Annotated in this window: 15 protein-coding genes and 1 tRNA gene; 4 read left to right on the top strand and 12 right to left on the bottom strand. The window is 52.7% G+C overall.

Annotated elements, in window-relative coordinates; genetic code table 11:
• Nucleotides 1-35: 35 nt before the first annotated feature.
• From IM303_RS16660 to ygjG, 9 genes are all read right to left on the bottom strand, one after another.
• Nucleotides 36-662, bottom strand: coding sequence for a hypothetical protein (locus IM303_RS16660; protein WP_049137050.1), 627 nt, complete (start codon nt 660-662; stop codon nt 36-38).
• 31 nt (nt 663-693) lie between these two features.
• A complete protein-coding gene (locus IM303_RS16665; RefSeq protein ID WP_074171846.1) occupies nt 694-1431 on the bottom strand; it encodes a molecular chaperone in 738 nt (245 codons plus the stop codon).
• Nucleotides 1397-1927 carry a fimbrial protein gene (locus tag IM303_RS16670; protein ID WP_049000027.1) on the bottom strand — a complete coding sequence of 177 codons (531 nt, stop codon included), beginning with the start codon at nt 1925-1927 and terminating at the stop codon, nt 1397-1399. The genes IM303_RS16665 and IM303_RS16670 overlap by 35 nt, the downstream gene beginning before the upstream one ends.
• Before the next feature lie 9 nt (nt 1928-1936).
• Entirely contained in the window at nt 1937-2479 is a 543-nt protein-coding gene (locus tag IM303_RS16675; RefSeq protein ID WP_049000026.1) for a fimbrial protein, read from the bottom strand.
• Between the two features lie 9 nt (nt 2480-2488).
• Nucleotides 2489-3505 carry a fimbrial protein gene (locus IM303_RS16680; RefSeq protein ID WP_049000025.1) on the bottom strand — a complete coding sequence of 339 codons (1017 nt, stop codon included), beginning with the start codon at nt 3503-3505 and terminating at the stop codon, nt 2489-2491.
• On the bottom strand, nt 3506-6124 hold the full coding sequence (locus IM303_RS16685) for a fimbrial biogenesis usher protein (protein ID WP_047367093.1): 2619 nt from the start codon (nt 6122-6124) through the stop codon (nt 3506-3508).
• 49 nt (nt 6125-6173) lie between these two features.
• Nucleotides 6174-6881, bottom strand: coding sequence for a fimbria/pilus periplasmic chaperone (locus IM303_RS16690; RefSeq protein ID WP_028014483.1), 708 nt, complete (start codon nt 6879-6881; stop codon nt 6174-6176).
• Between the two features lie 153 nt (nt 6882-7034).
• Nucleotides 7035-7577: a fimbrial protein BcfA gene (locus IM303_RS16695; protein ID WP_028014482.1), complete on the bottom strand. Its 543-nt coding sequence runs from the start codon at nt 7575-7577 to the stop codon at nt 7035-7037.
• Between the two features lie 484 nt (nt 7578-8061).
• A complete protein-coding gene (ygjG, locus tag IM303_RS16700) occupies nt 8062-9441 on the bottom strand; it encodes a putrescine aminotransferase (RefSeq protein WP_048338836.1) in 1380 nt (459 codons plus the stop codon).
• A gap of 435 nt (nt 9442-9876) precedes the next feature.
• On the opposite strand from ygjG, the gene IM303_RS16705 reads away from it, so the two are divergent.
• Nucleotides 9877-11397 carry a PAS domain-containing methyl-accepting chemotaxis protein gene (locus IM303_RS16705; RefSeq protein WP_193360101.1) on the top strand — a complete coding sequence of 507 codons (1521 nt, stop codon included), beginning with the start codon at nt 9877-9879 and terminating at the stop codon, nt 11395-11397.
• A 336-nt stretch (nt 11398-11733) separates the two neighbouring features.
• On the top strand, nt 11734-13293 hold the full coding sequence (locus tag IM303_RS16710) for a methyl-accepting chemotaxis protein (protein ID WP_028014479.1): 1560 nt from the start codon (nt 11734-11736) through the stop codon (nt 13291-13293).
• On the opposite strand, the gene IM303_RS16715 is transcribed toward IM303_RS16710, so the two are convergent.
• Entirely contained in the window at nt 13290-13784 is a 495-nt protein-coding gene (locus IM303_RS16715; protein WP_048998879.1) for a PadR family transcriptional regulator, read from the bottom strand. The genes IM303_RS16710 and IM303_RS16715 overlap by 4 nt on opposite strands.
• Nucleotides 13785-13931: 147 nt before the next feature.
• Here IM303_RS16715 and IM303_RS16720 point away from each other — a divergent pair, with 147 nt between their 5' ends.
• A complete protein-coding gene (locus IM303_RS16720) occupies nt 13932-14696 on the top strand; it encodes a siderophore-interacting protein (protein ID WP_048958934.1) in 765 nt (254 codons plus the stop codon).
• Here the strand turns inward: IM303_RS16720 and IM303_RS16725 are convergent, their stop codons facing one another.
• Both IM303_RS16725 and IM303_RS16730 read right to left on the bottom strand, forming a co-directional pair.
• Nucleotides 14697-15866: a DNA repair protein gene (locus IM303_RS16725; RefSeq protein ID WP_193360102.1), complete on the bottom strand. Its 1170-nt coding sequence runs from the start codon at nt 15864-15866 to the stop codon at nt 14697-14699.
• Between the two features lie 320 nt (nt 15867-16186).
• Nucleotides 16187-16262 (bottom strand) — tRNA-Ile (locus IM303_RS16730).
• A gap of 124 nt (nt 16263-16386) precedes the next feature.
• Here IM303_RS16730 and mug point away from each other — a divergent pair.
• Nucleotides 16387-16893 (top strand): G/U mismatch-specific DNA glycosylase, encoded by a 507-nt coding sequence (gene mug, locus IM303_RS16735; protein ID WP_048998545.1) that lies wholly within the window; start codon nt 16387-16389, stop codon nt 16891-16893.
• Nucleotides 16894-16990: the final 97 nt, after the last annotated feature.

The raw sequence follows: 16990 nt of genomic DNA on the forward strand, positions 1-16990 counted from the left end.
GATGACGCACTCATGCGCGTCATCGGGCATCCTGCTTATCCTTTGGCTTTCTGGATCGCCATGATTAATGCATCGGAAGAGACGTTTCCTGACATCACGCTAATGCGCTGAATGACCGGATCTTTTTCCTGGGGTAAAACCACAAACGCCGGCGCGTTGGCAAAACCGATCTGCTTCACGAGCTTCACATTGTCCTGTAACACTTTGTTTGCCGACCCGGCCGAAGGCAATTTTTTAAAGATAAAACGGATATCCGGGTTGGCATGGATAAGCGTTTCTGTGACGTTGCAGTTCACGCATTGCTCATCCACAAAAGACACCACGGCGACTTTTGCGTTGGCGGGCCCGACAACAGGATCGCCGCCAGCAAGCAGCTGCTCGCGATGGAGGATGACATTTTGCACCATGGCCTGTTGCTGCGCTATCTCCTGACGCTGGCGAAGGCTTTCCCCTGCCGCAACTAAAAACTCAGGATGTTCAGCGAGATAGGTAGAAACAATTTCACCCATTTTTTCAGGATGGGCGGCGAAATACGCTTCGGCGGCTTTTCCTGTTTGTTCAATCTGCTGTGGCGTCGCTTGCTCTGCCTGCGCTGCGGCTGAGAAAGTCAGGGTCGCGGCCAGCAGAAGCGAAAGGCGACGAAGGGAGGTTGAAACTTCCATTGATGTTATTCCGTAAAAGAGAGAGACGGGACTAGGATGCCAGTGCCTGTGTACGAACAGGCATAATGCGTCCATAGTCATTAATTGCTTGCCAGCGCACCTGGCATACCCCTGGGTCTGGACAACCCTCGAGCGCTCGCTCGCTAAAAGGGGCGACAAGGCCGCCATCAGCGATGCGCTTACCGCCGAGGCTGAGCTGATAAAGCGTGATGTAGTAAGGCGTCGGATTATTCACAACGACGTTATTTTTGTTTCGTGACCAGCGTAAGGCCTGATAAGCATCATCAGGATTGCCGGTGAGCCCGGTGGGCCGATAAAAAAGTTTAAAGCGTGAACGTACCGCCGTTTGCACACCCGTGGTGTGCGGGTTAGCGGAAGGGATAGCCGCAACGTTTAACGTGAACAGCGTTTCCCGGTTCTCGGGTAACTTTCCTCCCGTAAATATCAGCCGAATCGTGTTTTCGCGTTGCGGACGCAATGAGAACAGCTGCGGCGTGGCCACAAATGCGGATTGAACCCCGTGTGGGGCATCCGCCCCAGTCCACAGGCCACCCGGCTCGACTTTGGTGTAGATCAGATACGATTCGTCAGAAGGGTTACGCACGGAAAAGCTGATCGATTTCTCACGTTCCGGATAGACAAACCGCGTTCCGCCGATCACCACGCCAGCTTGCGCCTGAAGCATGATGGTGGAGAGAAAAAAGAGAAGCAGGATCTTCGCCGGATAAACACACTTACGCATAATTGAGAATAAAGGTTGTCGTCGCATTTGCCGTTCCCGTGGTGACCTTGTTTGCGGTGGCAACATAGCGGGCGTAAAACTGGAGAGTCGCGTCGCTTTGATTAGGAATAATCATCGTCTTCTGGCTTTTACTTCCCATAGAGATGAGCGACTTGTCCTGGTTGTAAATTCCTACGCCGATACCGGTTGCGTAGCCTTCACCGCCGATGAGCGTCAGTAAATCCGGGTTTGCTGTATCGGGTGTGCCGTCAAAGGTAATACTGACGGAGCCTTCTGTTCCGGCACAGTTTTCCACATTAATAGCAAACGGATGATAATCAGCGCCCATACCTGACTGGGTGAAATATTTACTTTGCACGCTGTCCATTGTGACGGTCAGGTTCTGAGAATCAGGCGCGATACTGCACGTCTTTTTATGAATCTCGCCAGTGATATAAATTGTACCGTCGTGCGCCAGTGTACGTGCTGAAAAAAATGGCACCAGAAAAAGCGCGGTGAATATTATTGTGAAAAACTTTTTCATTTCCGCATCCTACTGATAGAGCAGATCAAAATACATGATGGCCGTAGCATTCCCTGTCGTAACCTCGGGCAGGGTCGATTTGTACCGTAAATTAAACGTCAGGCTATTATCTCCCTGCTTTAAGGGATAAATTTCGGATTCCGTATTATTTATTTTAATCGGATTCATTCCGGCATTGAGAAGCTCTACGCCAATGCCCGTCGCCATTTCGCCAGCCGTTCCTTTACCCGTGTCGCTGAGCGCCAGCAGGTCCGAGTTATTGGTATCCGGCATACCGCTGAACCAGATTTTTGTCCCCTGAATGGCGCGTGAACAATTTTTAAGATCGATCGTGAACGCTTTTTCCGGCGTCGTTGTTCCGGTTGCGGGAAATTCAGATATATCGAATGCGCCTAAATCAACCGTTTGTTCTTTACTGTTCACCTCAACTTCACACGATTCGCCGATAATTGTGCCGTATATCTGGAGGTTAACTGTAAAACCCTCATCGGCGTACGTTGTTGCTATGCCAGAGAACAGCGTCGCCAGGGCGACAAAATACAAGACTCTCATTTTTCACCCTTACGCAAAATCGATACGTAAACAGGCCAACGCAGTAAACAGACCTTCTGCCGGGGCCTTCCCTGTCGTGCTGATAGGGTAGGTTTTTAACGTGACATCAGCATGGCCCGAACTATCAGTAATAAAATCAGCGGTGCTGGAGGCGTCGTTAGGTATCATGACGGTGCCATTTTCGTTGGTTACCACCACGCCGACATCTTTATTATCCGTAGCGATCGCCTGGCCGACGTTGCTGTCTGCGTTGGCGACCAGTCGAAGCGTAAGATGCGCAGGCGAAATCACGTCCGCATTACACTCGATGGGAACATTAAAGGTTTTTACCGGCGCATTAGAAGGTTTCTCACCCGCTTTCGTGAATGAAGAACTGTTGAGTTTTCCCAGGTCAACCGTAATGATTTGCCCTGCATTTATGATGCAGTTTTGCGGCACCGTGACCGCGCCGCTGTAAGTTATTTGATAAACAATATCATTCAACGGGTCGGTATTTTCGGTGGTGATATAAACATTAAACATCACTTTACTGGGGATAATGACCGTGCCGATAAAAGGTTTGATAATTTTTAACCGGAATACCAGGTTGGAGTCATATACCGGGAAAGGTATGTTCATATCCTCTTTATCCACCCTGTAATCTTTACCCATATGGATATAGTCTCCAGGCGGAAAATATTCACCAATTTCGGAATCGGTTATCCGCATCGCCCCTGCAATATAGATCGGGTCAAGATTCATATACTGCCACTGGTCTTCCGTGAAAATCACCGGGTAGGTATTCCTGTATGAGCGATAGGTACGAGAATCGCCATCTGGATGATAGTCACATATGGCGTTTACGCCCACATCCTGTGATTTAACCAGTTCAACTGCCTGCCCCAGCTGGTTTTGTTCTTTTGTCAGCGAGGCCGTCAGATCGTAATTAACGTTAGTAATGCTGTGATCAAAGTTATGGCAGACCGCTGCCAGACTTTGCGTAGAAGCCGTAAGGCTGAGTAATAAAAAAATAATGCGTACTTTCACTTATCGGCACTCCGCTTTTAAACGCACGAGGGACTGCTTTGTTTCACTTAGCTTGTAAACGGCAACACATTTTTTATCATCTGTGTCGCCCCATTGCGCTGTCAGACTCCCTGTCTCGCCCAGCCCAGACAGATACGCTTCGCCGTTATCGCCTACGATGGTGTCCCCACCTTCATCGCTGCGCGTAACAACCGCGCCAAAGGGCACAGGGCGCCCGTTATGCATGAGTGCAATCATCGCGCGCGTTCCGGAGCGCGCCTTAAAGGTGGCGCGAACCAGGGCGCCCTGGGTTGGAACAACGTGGGTTACAGCCTCGTCAATGTCCAGATCGTCGCTGAGCGAGTTGGTGTTCAGCGCCATGCGGTTACGGTGGTATGCGCTGGCATACGGCACAACCGCATAACCACGCCAGTCGGTATGGATCCCTGGGCCGTCTTCGACCTTCACGTTGCTTGCGCCAGGCGCGGCGATCAGGACATTGGTATCCCCCAACGGCTGGCTTAAGGTGATGCCGTTGCGATGCGCGACGATACCGCCGCTGAGGCCGTAGTTGATCTGTTGATAATCGCCATTGTTACTGTAGTTGTACCCCAGGCTCGCATTACCGTAGGCGCTATCATATTCCGTGCTGATGCTTCCGCTGGCGCCAGTGTGTTGGTTCTGATACCCCTGCTGAACGCTGTAGCTGAGGTTATTGTCTTCAAGCAGTGTTCCGTTGATGCCGGCAGTATTATTGACCCTGCCGTCGTTATCGGTGCTCATGCCGTATGTGGCGTAAATGCTGTTTAAACGTTTGGTCACATCTCCACCTGGATGAAGCCACAGATTGAGCGGGAAGGAGAGCGTTAAAGAATAAATACGATCGCTTTCACTCATGCCAGGGGATTTATTGTAGTTGTAGGTCAGGTTATAGGTTACGCCCGCAACCGTTCCGCTATAACCCAGCTGAATAAGCGTATTTTTTTCATCGGTATGCCAGTACGTTTGCTGGCTGCCGTTGAGGAAAATCGACCCGGCAGTGCCCAGCTGTTGGGAAATATTGGCCTGCAGCTTGCCGCGTTTGGTGTAGTACAAATTGTAATAATCGGTCCACACGGGCTGATTGTCGTCGGTGTGGTCGTTGGGATCGTCCTGGCCGACATAACCTTTCATTTGCTTATAGGTGGTTTCATCCAGGGTATAAAAACCGGATGTGGAATAGCGATAGCCTAACAGCTGGAAATTGGTGCCCATGCCGTTCAACGATTTTGCATATAAGAAACGTATTGACTGCCCGTTATGTGAGCTACCGTCGCTCAGTTCGCTTTGTGCGGAGGTGAGATCGGCCGATACGGCGCCAAAATTCCCCAGGTTCACCCCGGTACCCAACGCAAAGGCAGAGTATTTTTCCGTCAGCTGCGTACCACCGTAGACGGTAAATCCTTTTGGTAACCCCCAGATAAGCGTTCCCTGGACAAAGTTTGTGTCCTCCTGCTGGTCGCTGTTACTGCGATAGCGGGCCGCGGTGGCGGCATATTTTACGGTGCCTTCACGCTGTAAAACCGGAACCGCGGAATAGGGCACAGAGTAGCTGCTGATCGTTCCGTCAGATTCTTTGACCTCCACATTCAGGTCACCGCTGGAGGAGGTGGGGTACAGATCGTTAATGGCAAACGCCCCGGGCGGCACATAGCTTTGATAAATGGTGTAACCGTTTTGTTTGATGGTGACCTGGGCGTTAGATTTAGCGATCCCATGAATGGTTGGCGCAAAACCTTTCATACTATCAGGCAGCATGTTGTCATCAGAATTGATCTGCACCCCGCGGAATGGCAGGCTGTCGAAGACATCCGAAGTGGTATAGTTCTCGCCGATTGTTAGCTTGCTTTTTAGCGGGATAACGGCACGTTCAACATAGGTTTTAATGTGTTCCCAGTTGGTGTAGGTCTCTGAGCCGCTGCTGTTGTAGCTCCATGTAGAGAAATCCCGCAGCCGCCACGGCCCCAGGTTTAATCCACTGTTAAGTCCCAGAAAATAGTTGTCTGTCGTCGAACCGTAATCACCGCTATTGTGACTATGCGAACCCGAAAAGTCATAATTCAGCATCAGGGCGTTAATGCCTTCGTCCCATTGCTCAGGGGGAATGTACCCGCGCGCGTTATTACGCAGCGCCGCTTGCGGAATACTGATATTCAGGCGCTGGTGTTCAAAATCAAAAAATGTGGTGGCAGCGGGAATGGCTGCCGGCAAATCGACACAGTTGCCCGCTTTTTCGTCCTTAAGACCGGGTAAGACATCGACATTTACCCCCATCGCATCAAGTGACTTACGCGAGAGGCAGGGCGTCAGCCCCGTATCGTCATCCGTAGGTGTTGAATTTTTGCGCACGTTAAACGTGACGTCGCGCGTGGCTAAAAAATTGTCATTCAGCCATACGTCCACGCGATAGACCCCTGGCGCCTGACCAGCATTACTAAAACGTGATAAATCAGCAACCGCCGCAGGATCGCTTGAAAGAAAGGCAGGGTTGAAATAATAGCCCGCATCCGCATTAACGGATGCGAATGCGCCGAGCATGGCCAGCGTGAGAGGGGCCAAACGATGATTGACTATCCTTGTCTGATACTTGCGAAACTTCATTTTTCTCTGCCTGCTTCAACGCGCTATGTTCGGTATTTTTCCGGGAAAATTATGCTCCAGGGCATGTCTGAACAGGGGTGGTAGCACCGAAATCGTTAACGGTCTGGAACGTCACCTGGCTCCCGCTACCGGCAGGTAGATCAACGACCAGGCTGTTCATTGGCGGAACCATGTTATTGGTTAACTTTGCGTTTCCCGCTTTGAATTGCACCAGCGACACGTAATAAGGCGACGCGTTTTTGATGGTCAACTTGCCGTTACTGACCGTGCAGCGCAGCGCCTTTGGCGCGTCAATTGACGGGGTAGGCAATTTTTTGGGGCGAATAAAAAGCTTAATGACGCTCTGCGTCGCAATCTGCAATGTATTTCCCTGCAGCTTACTTTTATCCACGGCCGGGATAGCTTTGCTGTTGAAATAAAAAACGCTTTCTCTGTCTTTCGGCAAATCTGGGCCAGCGTACATAATCCTGATGGTGTTTTCTTTTTTAGGATGCATAACAAAAAGTGGAGGCGTGACAATAAAGTCTGTGGACTTCGATTGATCGGCGTTCGCAACCCACGATTGCACCAGGAAAGCATTGCTTTGAGACGAGTTCGTAATAGGTAACGAAATCTGTTTATCACCCTGAGGGTAAATAATACGCGTTGCGCCCAGGCCTATCCCCCCAGCGTGAGCCGTAGTCAGCACCGTAGCTGCGAATAAAAAAGAATGCGTAATCAGCTTCGTTATCAAAGATACAGTATTAATTCGTTTCATTTATATATCACTTCATTGAATACATAATCAAATACATAGAATAAAACATGCCGTTTAAGCCTATGTATTTAATCTATATAAAACGGTCGGTTATATTAAAAATCCCTCCTTCGTACAGGCGTACGAAGGAGGGATGACAGCATCCTAATTCGATTAGGAATAAACCATCTGGAAGGTAGCGGTGGATGCTACGTTACCTGGTGTTGCTGCGCCTGTAGCGATGTAGTCAACGCTCAGTGGGATAATGTTTTCACCGTTGATCAGGCCGATTGCAGAAGAGGTGGTACCCAGATCCAGGTTTTTACCGTCCGGTCCAAACAGCTGCAGAGCCACGTTCTGTGCGGAACCTGCACCTGCGGTATTCGCCATAGCGCCCGGCTGAGTTGCATCCTGCTGCGCGTTGAAAATAACCGCTGCGTTCTGGCTGACAGTGGTGTCGCAATCTTCCAGTTTAATGTTGAAATCTTCTTTCTGATTCGCCAGCATTCCGCTTTGAGTCAGCTTCACGGTACGAACCTGGCTCAGGATAACGGTCTGGTCAACAGAATCGGCAGCAACTGAACAGGCAGCGTTAACAACCTGACCGACGAAATTAACGGTACCGCCGCTTACTGTGGTGGTGTCTGCCTGTGCGTTCATCATCACGCCGCTTGCCATAGATGCAGCAACAACCATTGCTAAAACATGCTTTTTCATACAAATCCTTTTAAATAAACAGTTTTCTGTCAAGTTGAAACAAAATTAAAGGTGACTTAATACAAGACTATTCAGATTAAAAATCATGAATATACAGAATCATACAGTACGCTGTGTTTTGCACATTCTCGTGATGTTCCGAAAGCGTATTTTATGAGGCGAGACATATTATATCAATCTATTGCTGGTTGATTTTTGCTTAGAAATTCTTAAATGGGTTTTAATTAAAAATTTATTAGTTTTTAGAATGGGAGGGTATGTTTGATGCGCTATTTAGCCTGATTCAGTAAGGTGCAATCGCCGAGAGTGATATTTCTGCATTGTTATTGAACGCTATCCTTTTATTAAAATTAAATATTAATTTAAAACGGGAATTGTTCTTTAGGGCAATGTAAGAGTGATTTTCAATATGCCATGTTTAATTACAAATTGAAATGAAATTAGAGTGGATATAACTCCCTCCTCCATAAGAGGAGGGATTAAATCATACTTCTTCTACTCTTACCCGCAGCGCTGCCAGCGCCTTGCGCGCCGCCTTCAGCACCTGCTCACACTGCTCTATGGTCAGCGTCAGCGGTGGCTCAATGCGGATGGTTTTCGAGTTGTTGAGCGTGCCGGCTACCAGCACCCGCTGGCGGAACATCTCGCTCGCGAAGTTGTAGCCGATTTCATTGTCGACAAACTCGATTGCCATCAGCATCCCTTTGCCGCGCGCCTCCTGCACCAGATCCGGGTACTCACGCCCCAGCTGGCGGAAGCCGTCCAGCAGCATGTCGCCTTTCTGCTCCGCCTGCGCAGGCAGGTTTTGCTCCAGCAGCACGTTGATGGTGGCCAGCGCCGCCGCACAGGCCAGCGGGTTACCGCCAAAGGTGGTGGTGTGCAGGAACGGATTGTCGAACAGCACCGAGAACACCTCCTCGGTGGCAACCGTTGCACCAATCGGCATCACGCCGCCGCCGAGCGCCTTCGCAAGACACAGTATGTCCGGCTGAACGTTCTCGTGCTCGCAGGCAAACATCCTGCCGGTGCGCCCCATCCCGGTCTGGACTTCGTCGAGGATCAGCAGTGCGCCAAACTCATCGCACAGCTGACGCACGGCGGGCAGGTAGCCCTGTGGAGGCAAAATCACGCCGCCTTCACCCTGAATCGGCTCGAGGATCACCGCCGCCACGTCATCGCCGGTTTTACGGCATTCGCTCAGCACGGTGCGCATGGCGTTAATGTCGCCGAACGGCACGTGGCGGAAGCCCGGCAGCAGCGGCATAAACGGTTTGCGGAAGGTGGATTTGGCGGTCGCAGACAGTGCCCCCAGGGATTTTCCGTGGAACGCGCCGCTGGTGGCGATAAAGGTGAATTTCCCGCGCGGCGACTGGTACGCCTTGGCGAGCTTGATCGCCGCCTCGACCGACTCGGTGCCGCTGTTGCTGAAGAAGCTGTATTTCAGCTTGCCGGGAGTTAAGGCCGCCAGCGTTTTCGCGAGCATGGCGCGAAGCGGGTCGAGCAGTTCCTGACTATGGAGAGGTTGTTTCGCAAGTTGATTCTGTACGGCGGAAACCACTACTGGATTACGGTGCCCCACGTTAAAGATACCGAAACCACCCAGGCAATCTATAAACTCCTGTCCCTGGGTGTCGACAAGCGTGTTGAGACTTCCCGCTTGCCACTCTACGGCTCCGTAATCCCCGCCGGCGGTAACAGATTTGCGATACTCCAGAAAACCAGGATTCACATGCTCTTTAAAGTAATCAATGACCTCTCGGTTAAGTTGTTTCATCTCCTCATGATCGAGCGTTCGCTTCTCAATGAGATTCAGTGCGTGCGCGGTACAGGCAAGAGCCGAGGCGCTGGAAGGTAACCTGTTCAAAATATGCTCCCGGGGATCGCGTATCACATGATACTGAGTTAAGTATTGCAGGGATTACGCCACTTCAGATGACTTAACGAAAATCGGGATAAACGCCAGGTTAAAATTATGTTGCGCAATATTTAATCATGCCGGAGCAATCGAAACGGGATTTAGGGGGACAGGGCAACCTGCATTCTAAGGTGCACAAAAAGGCAATTGCACTAAAGGAGTGCATGGCTTGCGGCTTAAGTGGGCGTTAACAGGTCATGCTTTATAGGTAATTTCTTTGCGAAAGTATTTGGAATCAATGAATTATAAAATCTCACAAAAAGTGCGGTTTAAGTGAAATCTGCGATCTCCATCAAGTTTAACAACTAAAGATAAATTGTTTACCGCCGAAAAAATAATAAACCACAAAATTAACATTCGAATAACCTGCAAGGAATGCCCGTCATGTCTTCTCCTTCCTGTGTCACCCAGAATAATTATCCTCTGGACGATGACACCACCTTAATGTCGACCACCGACGTCCACAGCTATATGACCCATGCAAACGACACCTTTGTGCAGGTGAGCGGCTATCAGCTTGATGAGCTGATGGGCCAGCCGCACAATCTGGTGCGCCATCCCGACATGCCAAAAGCGGCGTTTGCCGATATGTGGTACACCCTGCAGCAGGGTGAGCCGTGGAGCGGCATTGTCAAAAACCGGCGTAAAAATGGCGATCATTACTGGGTGCGCGCGAATGCGGTACCGATGGTGCGGAATGGGCAGGTGACGGGGTATATGTCGATCCGCACCAAAGCCACGGAGGAAGAGATCGCTGCCGTAGAGCCGCTCTACCGGGCGCTGAATAACGGGAGCTGTAAAAAACGCATCCAAAAAGGACTGGTGGTGCGTAAGGGCTGGTTGGGTAAACTTCCTTCCATGCCGCTACGCTGGCGCGTACGCAGCGTGATGGCGGCGCTCTTTGCCGCGCTTGCCGCTACCCTGGAGACCACCTCCGCAGGCTGGGTGCCGCTCGCCGCGGCCGCCGTGGTAACGCTGCTGGGAACGCTGCTGTTTGAGCAGCAAATTGTCCGCCCGATCGAAAACGTCGCGCATCAGGCGCTGAAGGTGGCGACCGGCGAGCGCAACAGCGTGCAGCATCTGAACCGCAGCGACGAGCTGGGGCTGACCCTGCGCGCGGTAGGACAACTGGGGCTGATGTGCCGCTGGCTCATCAATGACGTCTCAAGTCAGGTGATGAGCGTCCGTGACGGCAGCGACAGGCTGGCGCAGGGGAACGAAGCGCTGAACGATCGTACGCGTCAGACCGTGGCGAACGTGCAGCAGACCGTCGCAACGATGAACCAGATGGCCGCTTCCGTTCAGAGCAACTCAGAAACCGCCGCCGAAGTGGACAAACTCTCCGTCGCCGCGAGCAGCGCGGCGACGAAAGGCGGCAACGCGATGCAGACCGTGGTGAAAACGATGGATGACATCGCCGATAGCACGCAGCGCATCGGCTCGATTACCTCCCTGATTAACGACATCGCTTTCCAGACCAATATCCTGGCGCTGAATGCGGCCGTTGAAGCGGCAAGAGCCGGCGAGCAGGGGAAAGGCTTTGCCGTGGTCGCGGGGGAAGTTCGCCACCTTGCCAGCCGCAGCGCGAATGCGGCTAACGATATCCGCAAGCTGATTGATGCCAGCGCCAGCAGGGTACAGTCCGGCTCCGAGCAGGTGCACGCCGCAGGCCGCACGATGGATGACATTGTCGAGCAGGTGAAAAACGTCACGCAGCTCATCGCGCAGATCAGCCACTCGACGTCCGAACAGGCGACCGGGTTGTCAGAGCTAACCCGCGCGGTGGCGGAACTGGACAGCATTACGCAAAAAAATGCCGACCTGGTCGAGGAGAGCGCGCACATCTCTGCCATGGTGAAACACCGCGCCGGGCGTCTTAAGGATGCGGTGACGGTGCTCCATTGAGCCAGTAATGTTCCGGAAAAGTCGTTTATACCGTAAGGAATAAACGGCTTTTTTATTTGTGGTTGTGACTATTAATGTTTTTTATTGTTAATGAGATATTAAATAACTAAAGAAAGTGCCTCAGTTATTTATCCCTGCCTAAGTCAGTTTTCCCCGATGCTATTTTGCAAAACACTGTTCTGGTGGTCTGGTAACGATCGATGGGGCGAAATTAATAGCCTCTACCTATCCATTGTGATAGTTATGAAATAAAAAAACGATCAAAGTCATAAAGTTAGCGGATTCGTTACCGATAACAGCGATCGTCTGAGAAATAATCACATCGATGGAGAAAATATGTTCTTACATGACGTAAAGATCGGCACGAAATTATTTCTGGCGTTTGGATTCTTTATTGTCCTGATGGTGATCAGCGCCAGTATGTCCTTACTGAGCCTGAACCGGGCTAACAACGGGATGCAATCCATCATTACCCATGATTATCCCACCACGGTTAAAGCGAACCAGTTAATCGACAACTTCCAGGAATTTATTAGCACTCAGCAGCTCATGCTGCTGGATGAACAGGGAACGTACACGGCACAGTCGCAGCAGCATCTTAAAGAGATCAGCGAGCATATCACGGTGATTTTGGGCGAGCTGAATACGGTGTTGCAGGACCCGAAATCGCAGCAGGTTCTTGCCGAGATCCGCGACGTTCGTCAGCAGTATCTGGACTCGCGCTATCGCATTTTGCAGGCGGTGCAGAATAATGACCGTGCGGGTGCTATCCAGGAGATGATGACCCATACCCTTACCGTGCAGCAGGCCTATAAAGCTAAAGTGCAGGAGCTGATTGCGATTCAGAACCATGAGATGCAGAGCGCGGGGGCGCAGGTGGAAGGAGACTTCAGGTCCAGCCGACTGCTGCTGATCCTGATCACCCTCTTTAGCGTCGCCGCTGGCAGCCTGATTGGCTGGTTTATCGTGCGCGCTATTACCCGCCCACTCGGCGAGGCGGTGAATTTTGCCAATGCCATTTCAGAGGGCGACCTGACGGGCAGCATCACGCCGCACGGCAAAGACGAAACGGGCCTATTGCTGCACGCGCTGATGGAGATGAAAAACCGCCTGCTGGATATTGTGCAGCAGGTGCAAACGGGCTCGGAGAATATCTCCAGCGCAGCCGCGCAGATTGTCGCCGGTAACCAGGATCTTGCCGCGCGCACCGAGGAGCAGGCAAGTTCCGTTGAACAGACCGCCGCCTCGATGGAGCAGATCACCGCGACGGTGAAAAACACCGCCTCGCACACCGGGGAAGCGACTAATCTTTCGGCAGATGCCGCCACGGTGGTCAAAAACAACGGGGAGATGATGAAGCAGGTAACCAGCAAAATGCGCCTGATTAACGAGACGTCGAACCGGATGTCCGACATTATCGACCTGATCGACGCCATTGCGTTCCAGACCAACATTCTGGCGCTGAACGCGGCGGTGGAAGCGGCGCGTGCGGGCGAGCACGGCCGCGGCTTCGCGGTGGTTGCCGGTGAGGTTCGCCAGCTTGCTCAGAAGAGCGCGTCGTCTGCCAGTGAAATTCGCGAGCTGATCGAGAGCTCCACCAGCCAGACCCAGGACGGGATGAATCTGGTGGAAAAAGCGAGCGCGTTGATCAACGGCATGGTCGGCAACGTGGAGGAGATGGACACGATCCTGCGCGAGATCCGCCAGGCCAGCCACGAGCAGACGGAGGGGATCTCGCAGATCAACAGCGCGATTGGCCTGATTGATGCCACCACCCAGCAGAACTCTGCGCTGGTGGAGGAGTCCGTCGCGGCGGCGGCATCCCTTAACGAGCAGGCGATGCACCTGAAAGAGTTGGTACGCGTATTCCGAGTGAGCGAGCACGCGCCAGCTTAATCCAGCTGGGAGATCTCCAGCGCCGCGCGGTCGATTATGCCGATAATCTGCTTGAGCTGCGCGTCGCTGAGCTCTCCCTGATTTACCTTCAGGTCTAACACCGCTTTAAAGTTATCCAGCGCCCGCTTCATCTGCGGGTTTTTGCGCAGCTCAAAGCCGACGCTGCGCGCCTTAATACGCACCTGGATCTGTTCCAGCTGTTCCAGGTTTTCGTCCAGCCAGCGCTGTCCTTCAGCGGTAATCGCAATCTTCTTACGACCGCTCTCTTCTTCCGTAATGGTGATAAAGGTTTGATCCTGCAGATAATCCAGCGTCGGGTAGATCACACCGGGGCTCGGCGTGTAGTTCCCCTGGGTCAGGTTCTCGATCTCTTTAATCAGCTCATAGCCGTGGCTGGCGCTGCGGGTCAGGATATCCAGAATCACCAGTCGCAGGTCGCCGTGGCCGAAAAAGCGCGGTCGGCGTCCGCCGCCGTCGTGTTCATGTCGCATGTTGTGTCTCTTAATTTGATATATCTAAACTATATCTAAGATATATTCAGATGCAATCTAAAAAATCTTGCTTTTTTACTGATTAGTAATCATTATCATTTAAAAATCAATTCCGATATATCGTATTTACCAGAGAAGAGGCTAAAAATGGCATCTACCCGTTACCCACAGCGCGTGCGTAATGACCTGCGCTTTCGCGAGTTGACGGTGCGCCGCGTTGAACGCGTTAGCGCAGGCTTTCAGCGCATTGTTTTAGGCGGCGAGGCGCTGGAGGGCTTTAGCTCCCGCGGCTTCGACGACCACACCAAAGTCTTTTTCCCTGCACCTGGCACCACGTTTGTCCCGCCGAAGGTCACCGATGAAGGCATCGACTGGGGCGACGGCGTACGTCCACAGGCGCGCGACTATACGCCGCTGTACGATGAGGCAAATCATGAACTGGCGCTCGATTTCTTCATTCATGACGGCGGGATTGCCAGCGGCTGGGCAGTCGAGGCGAAGGTGGGCGACAGGTTGACGATCGGCGGCCCGCGCGGTTCGCTGGTAGTGCCGGAGGATTACGCCTGGCAGCTGTACGTGTGCGACGAGTCCGGCATGCCGGCGCTGCGTCGACGTTTAGAGAGCATTGCTAAACTGCCGGTTTGTCCGGAGATTCACGCGGTGGTGACCGTAGGTGACGAATCTTATAAGGACTATCTGGCGCACCTGAGTGATTTCAACATCACCTGGGTGGTGGGCCACAGCGAGCAGGCGGTGGCTGACCGTCTGGCGGCGCTGGCCGTGCCGGCGGAGGATTACTTTATCTGGCTGACCGGAGAAGGGAAGGTGGTAAAAAGCCTGAGCCGCCAGTTTGAAACCAACGCGATTGACCAGCATCTGGTGCGTGCCAGCGCATACTGGCACGCTAAATAATCAGGCTGCCGAATCCATCTGCGCTTCGTTAACCTGGTGTTCGAGCGAGGCGCATACCTCTTTTAGCGCTTTCTCCTGCTGAGCAAAGTACGCTTCCATATTGCTCAGCGACGAGACCAGCAGCCAGGACTCCTCTTTTTCCAGCTCCGCCAGCTCGTTCACTAAGGTGTCGATTTGCTCGCGGACCTGCGCCATTTTTTTGCGGATACGCTCCAGATCGTTCAGCCTGTCGCTCGCCATCAATGGCTCGAACCCCTGCTGCAGGCGGGCCACCAGCGAGCGAATGGTTTTGACGTCGCCGCGCTGTTTGGCCTGGTTGAGCTGCACCATCATCGCGTTGGCTTCCTCTTTCAGATCGTCTGCGACTAAATCCGGATGGCAGAGCTTGCTCGCCTGCCGCCAGAGGCGCTTGAGTTCGTTCTGATCTTCTTCCGAGAGATGTTTGCCCTTGCGCAGCCGCACTTCGGCATCGTGATGCTGTTCGCGATACTTCTCGTACTCTTCGTTGGCCTCGTCGCGCGCCTGACGCGCGGGCTCTTCTTCACGCGTTAAGCCGCTTTCCAGTTCGAGCGCTTCGGCCAGCAGGTTGGTAATCAGATTGCTTTGCTGTTCCAGATGCTTACGCGCCTGAGCGGCCTGGACGGAGTCAGCCGGGAGATTGCGCCAGCGCTGGGTAAGCGTCGCCAGCACCTCCACCGCCTGCGCCATATAGCGCTGACAGCGGCGGTAATCCTCCTCGCGACGACGTGCCTCCGCCTGCTGACGACGCAGGTTCAGCTCCGCCAGCGTTTTACGCAGGGCGAGGATCTGCTGCATCAGCGGTCCGAGGCGGGAGAAATAGAGATCGTTGAACTCATCAAGCTGCTGCACGCGCGCGTTGCGGCGGTCAATCAGATCGCGCAGACGCTCTTCCAGCGCCTTCAGCTCCAGCTTGCTGGCGGCTACCTGTGGGTCACGCCACTGGGTCACGGCGCGTTGGCCCTGCAGCCAGGCGGTTATGGCCGCCATGGCCGCGGTGTAGTTCTTTTCCTCAAGCGCCACGACGATTGCCTGTAGCTCATCGTCAAACGCTTCATTTTTCAGGCGTGTCAGCTGGCTCTGGATGATGTCGTCATCTTCCAGTTCAATGGCATTTTTAATGATTTCTAGCCGTTTGATCGGTGTGCTCATGATGCCTTTCGCTTTGGCGCTTAAGTATTTGAGTTAAGGGTAGTTGTTGTAAAAGCTACAGGAAATAATACACACGGATGATGATCGGCGCGATGGGGGATTTCTTTAGTTTTGCAGTTTGTGAGGGTGAGCTGCAGGCCGGGCTACGTGTGATTGATTCCGTATGTGCTTGCATAGGGGGCAGCAAAATCAAAGGAGGGATACAGCCTGGCGAATGCTTGGGGGAAAACTCAGGGGACAACAAGATGGTACCCGTTATTCAGCCAACAAAAAAGCCACTCGCTAGAGTGGCTTAATCATATGATTCTAACACTAAAATTTGGTGGCCCCTGCTGGACTTGAACCAGCGACCAAGCGATTATGAGTCGCCTGCTCTAACCACTGAGCTAAGGGGCCGTGGCGGTGAATTATAAAGTAACTCCCCGCAGCAATCCAGCCATTCACACCTGCCTGCTGTTTTTATAAACAACGCATTATCAATCCTTTATACTTCCATTACGACGTATCAGCGGGAGTAAAGATGATCAACGACATTCTGGCCCCTGGCCTGCGGGTGGTGTTTTGCGGAATCAATCCAGGAAAGTCCTCGGCGCACACCGGCTTTCACTTCGCCCATCCGGGCAATCGCTTCTGGAAGGTGATCTATCAGGCCGGGTTTACCGACAGGTTACTCAAGCCGGAAGAGGAGCAGCACCTGCTGGACACGGGCTGCGGAATTACCATGTTGGTCGAGAGGCCGACGGTACAGGCAAGCGAGGTCAACCTGCATGAGCTGCGCAGCGGCGGGCGGGAACTGGTAAAGAAGATTGAAGACTATCAGCCCGCCGCGCTGGCGATCCTCGGTAAGCAGGCCTACGAGCAGGCGTTTAGCCAGCGCGGGGCTAAGTGGGGTAAGCAGAACATCACCATCGGCGTTACGCAGGTGTGGGTGTTGCCGAATCCTAGCGGGCTCAACAGAGCGACGCTGGATAAGCTGGTGGAGGCCTACAGGGAGCTGGATGAGGCGCTGATGGTGCGGGGGCTTTAGCTCCTTTGCGGCCTGATGCCCTCACCCTGGCCCTCTCCCACGGGGAGAGGGAATAAACATAAAAAGCTCCCGATTGGGAGCTTTTTGCTGTTTACCA

The organism is Enterobacter cloacae complex sp. P38RS (assembly GCF_014930775.1).
In the GTDB taxonomy this organism is placed as follows: Bacteria; Pseudomonadota; Gammaproteobacteria; order Enterobacterales; family Enterobacteriaceae; genus Enterobacter; species Enterobacter bugandensis.

What these genes read in the sequence shown, in the direction of transcription:
- IM303_RS16660 (WP_049137050.1), bottom strand. Translation starts at nt 662, where the DNA reads ATGGAAGTTTCAACCTCCCTTCGTCGCCTTTCGCTTCTGCTGGCCGCG.
- IM303_RS16665 (WP_074171846.1), bottom strand. Translation starts at nt 1,431, where the DNA reads ATGCGACGACAACCTTTATTCTCAATTATGCGTAAGTGTGTTTATCCG.
- IM303_RS16670 (WP_049000027.1), bottom strand. Translation starts at nt 1,927, where the DNA reads ATGAAAAAGTTTTTCACAATAATATTCACCGCGCTTTTTCTGGTGCCA.
- IM303_RS16675 (WP_049000026.1), bottom strand. Translation starts at nt 2,479, where the DNA reads ATGAGAGTCTTGTATTTTGTCGCCCTGGCGACGCTGTTCTCTGGCATA.
- IM303_RS16685 (WP_047367093.1), bottom strand. Translation starts at nt 6,124, where the DNA reads ATGAAGTTTCGCAAGTATCAGACAAGGATAGTCAATCATCGTTTGGCC.
- IM303_RS16690 (WP_028014483.1), bottom strand. Translation starts at nt 6,881, where the DNA reads ATGAAACGAATTAATACTGTATCTTTGATAACGAAGCTGATTACGCAT.
- IM303_RS16695 (WP_028014482.1), bottom strand. Translation starts at nt 7,577, where the DNA reads ATGAAAAAGCATGTTTTAGCAATGGTTGTTGCTGCATCTATGGCAAGC.
- IM303_RS16705 (WP_193360101.1), top strand. Translation starts at nt 9,877, where the DNA reads ATGTCTTCTCCTTCCTGTGTCACCCAGAATAATTATCCTCTGGACGAT.
- IM303_RS16710 (WP_028014479.1), top strand. Translation starts at nt 11,734, where the DNA reads ATGTTCTTACATGACGTAAAGATCGGCACGAAATTATTTCTGGCGTTT.
- IM303_RS16715 (WP_048998879.1), bottom strand. Translation starts at nt 13,784, where the DNA reads ATGCGACATGAACACGACGGCGGCGGACGCCGACCGCGCTTTTTCGGC.
- IM303_RS16720 (WP_048958934.1), top strand. Translation starts at nt 13,932, where the DNA reads ATGGCATCTACCCGTTACCCACAGCGCGTGCGTAATGACCTGCGCTTT.
- IM303_RS16725 (WP_193360102.1), bottom strand. Translation starts at nt 15,866, where the DNA reads ATGAGCACACCGATCAAACGGCTAGAAATCATTAAAAATGCCATTGAA.
- mug (WP_048998545.1), top strand. Translation starts at nt 16,387, where the DNA reads ATGATCAACGACATTCTGGCCCCTGGCCTGCGGGTGGTGTTTTGCGGA.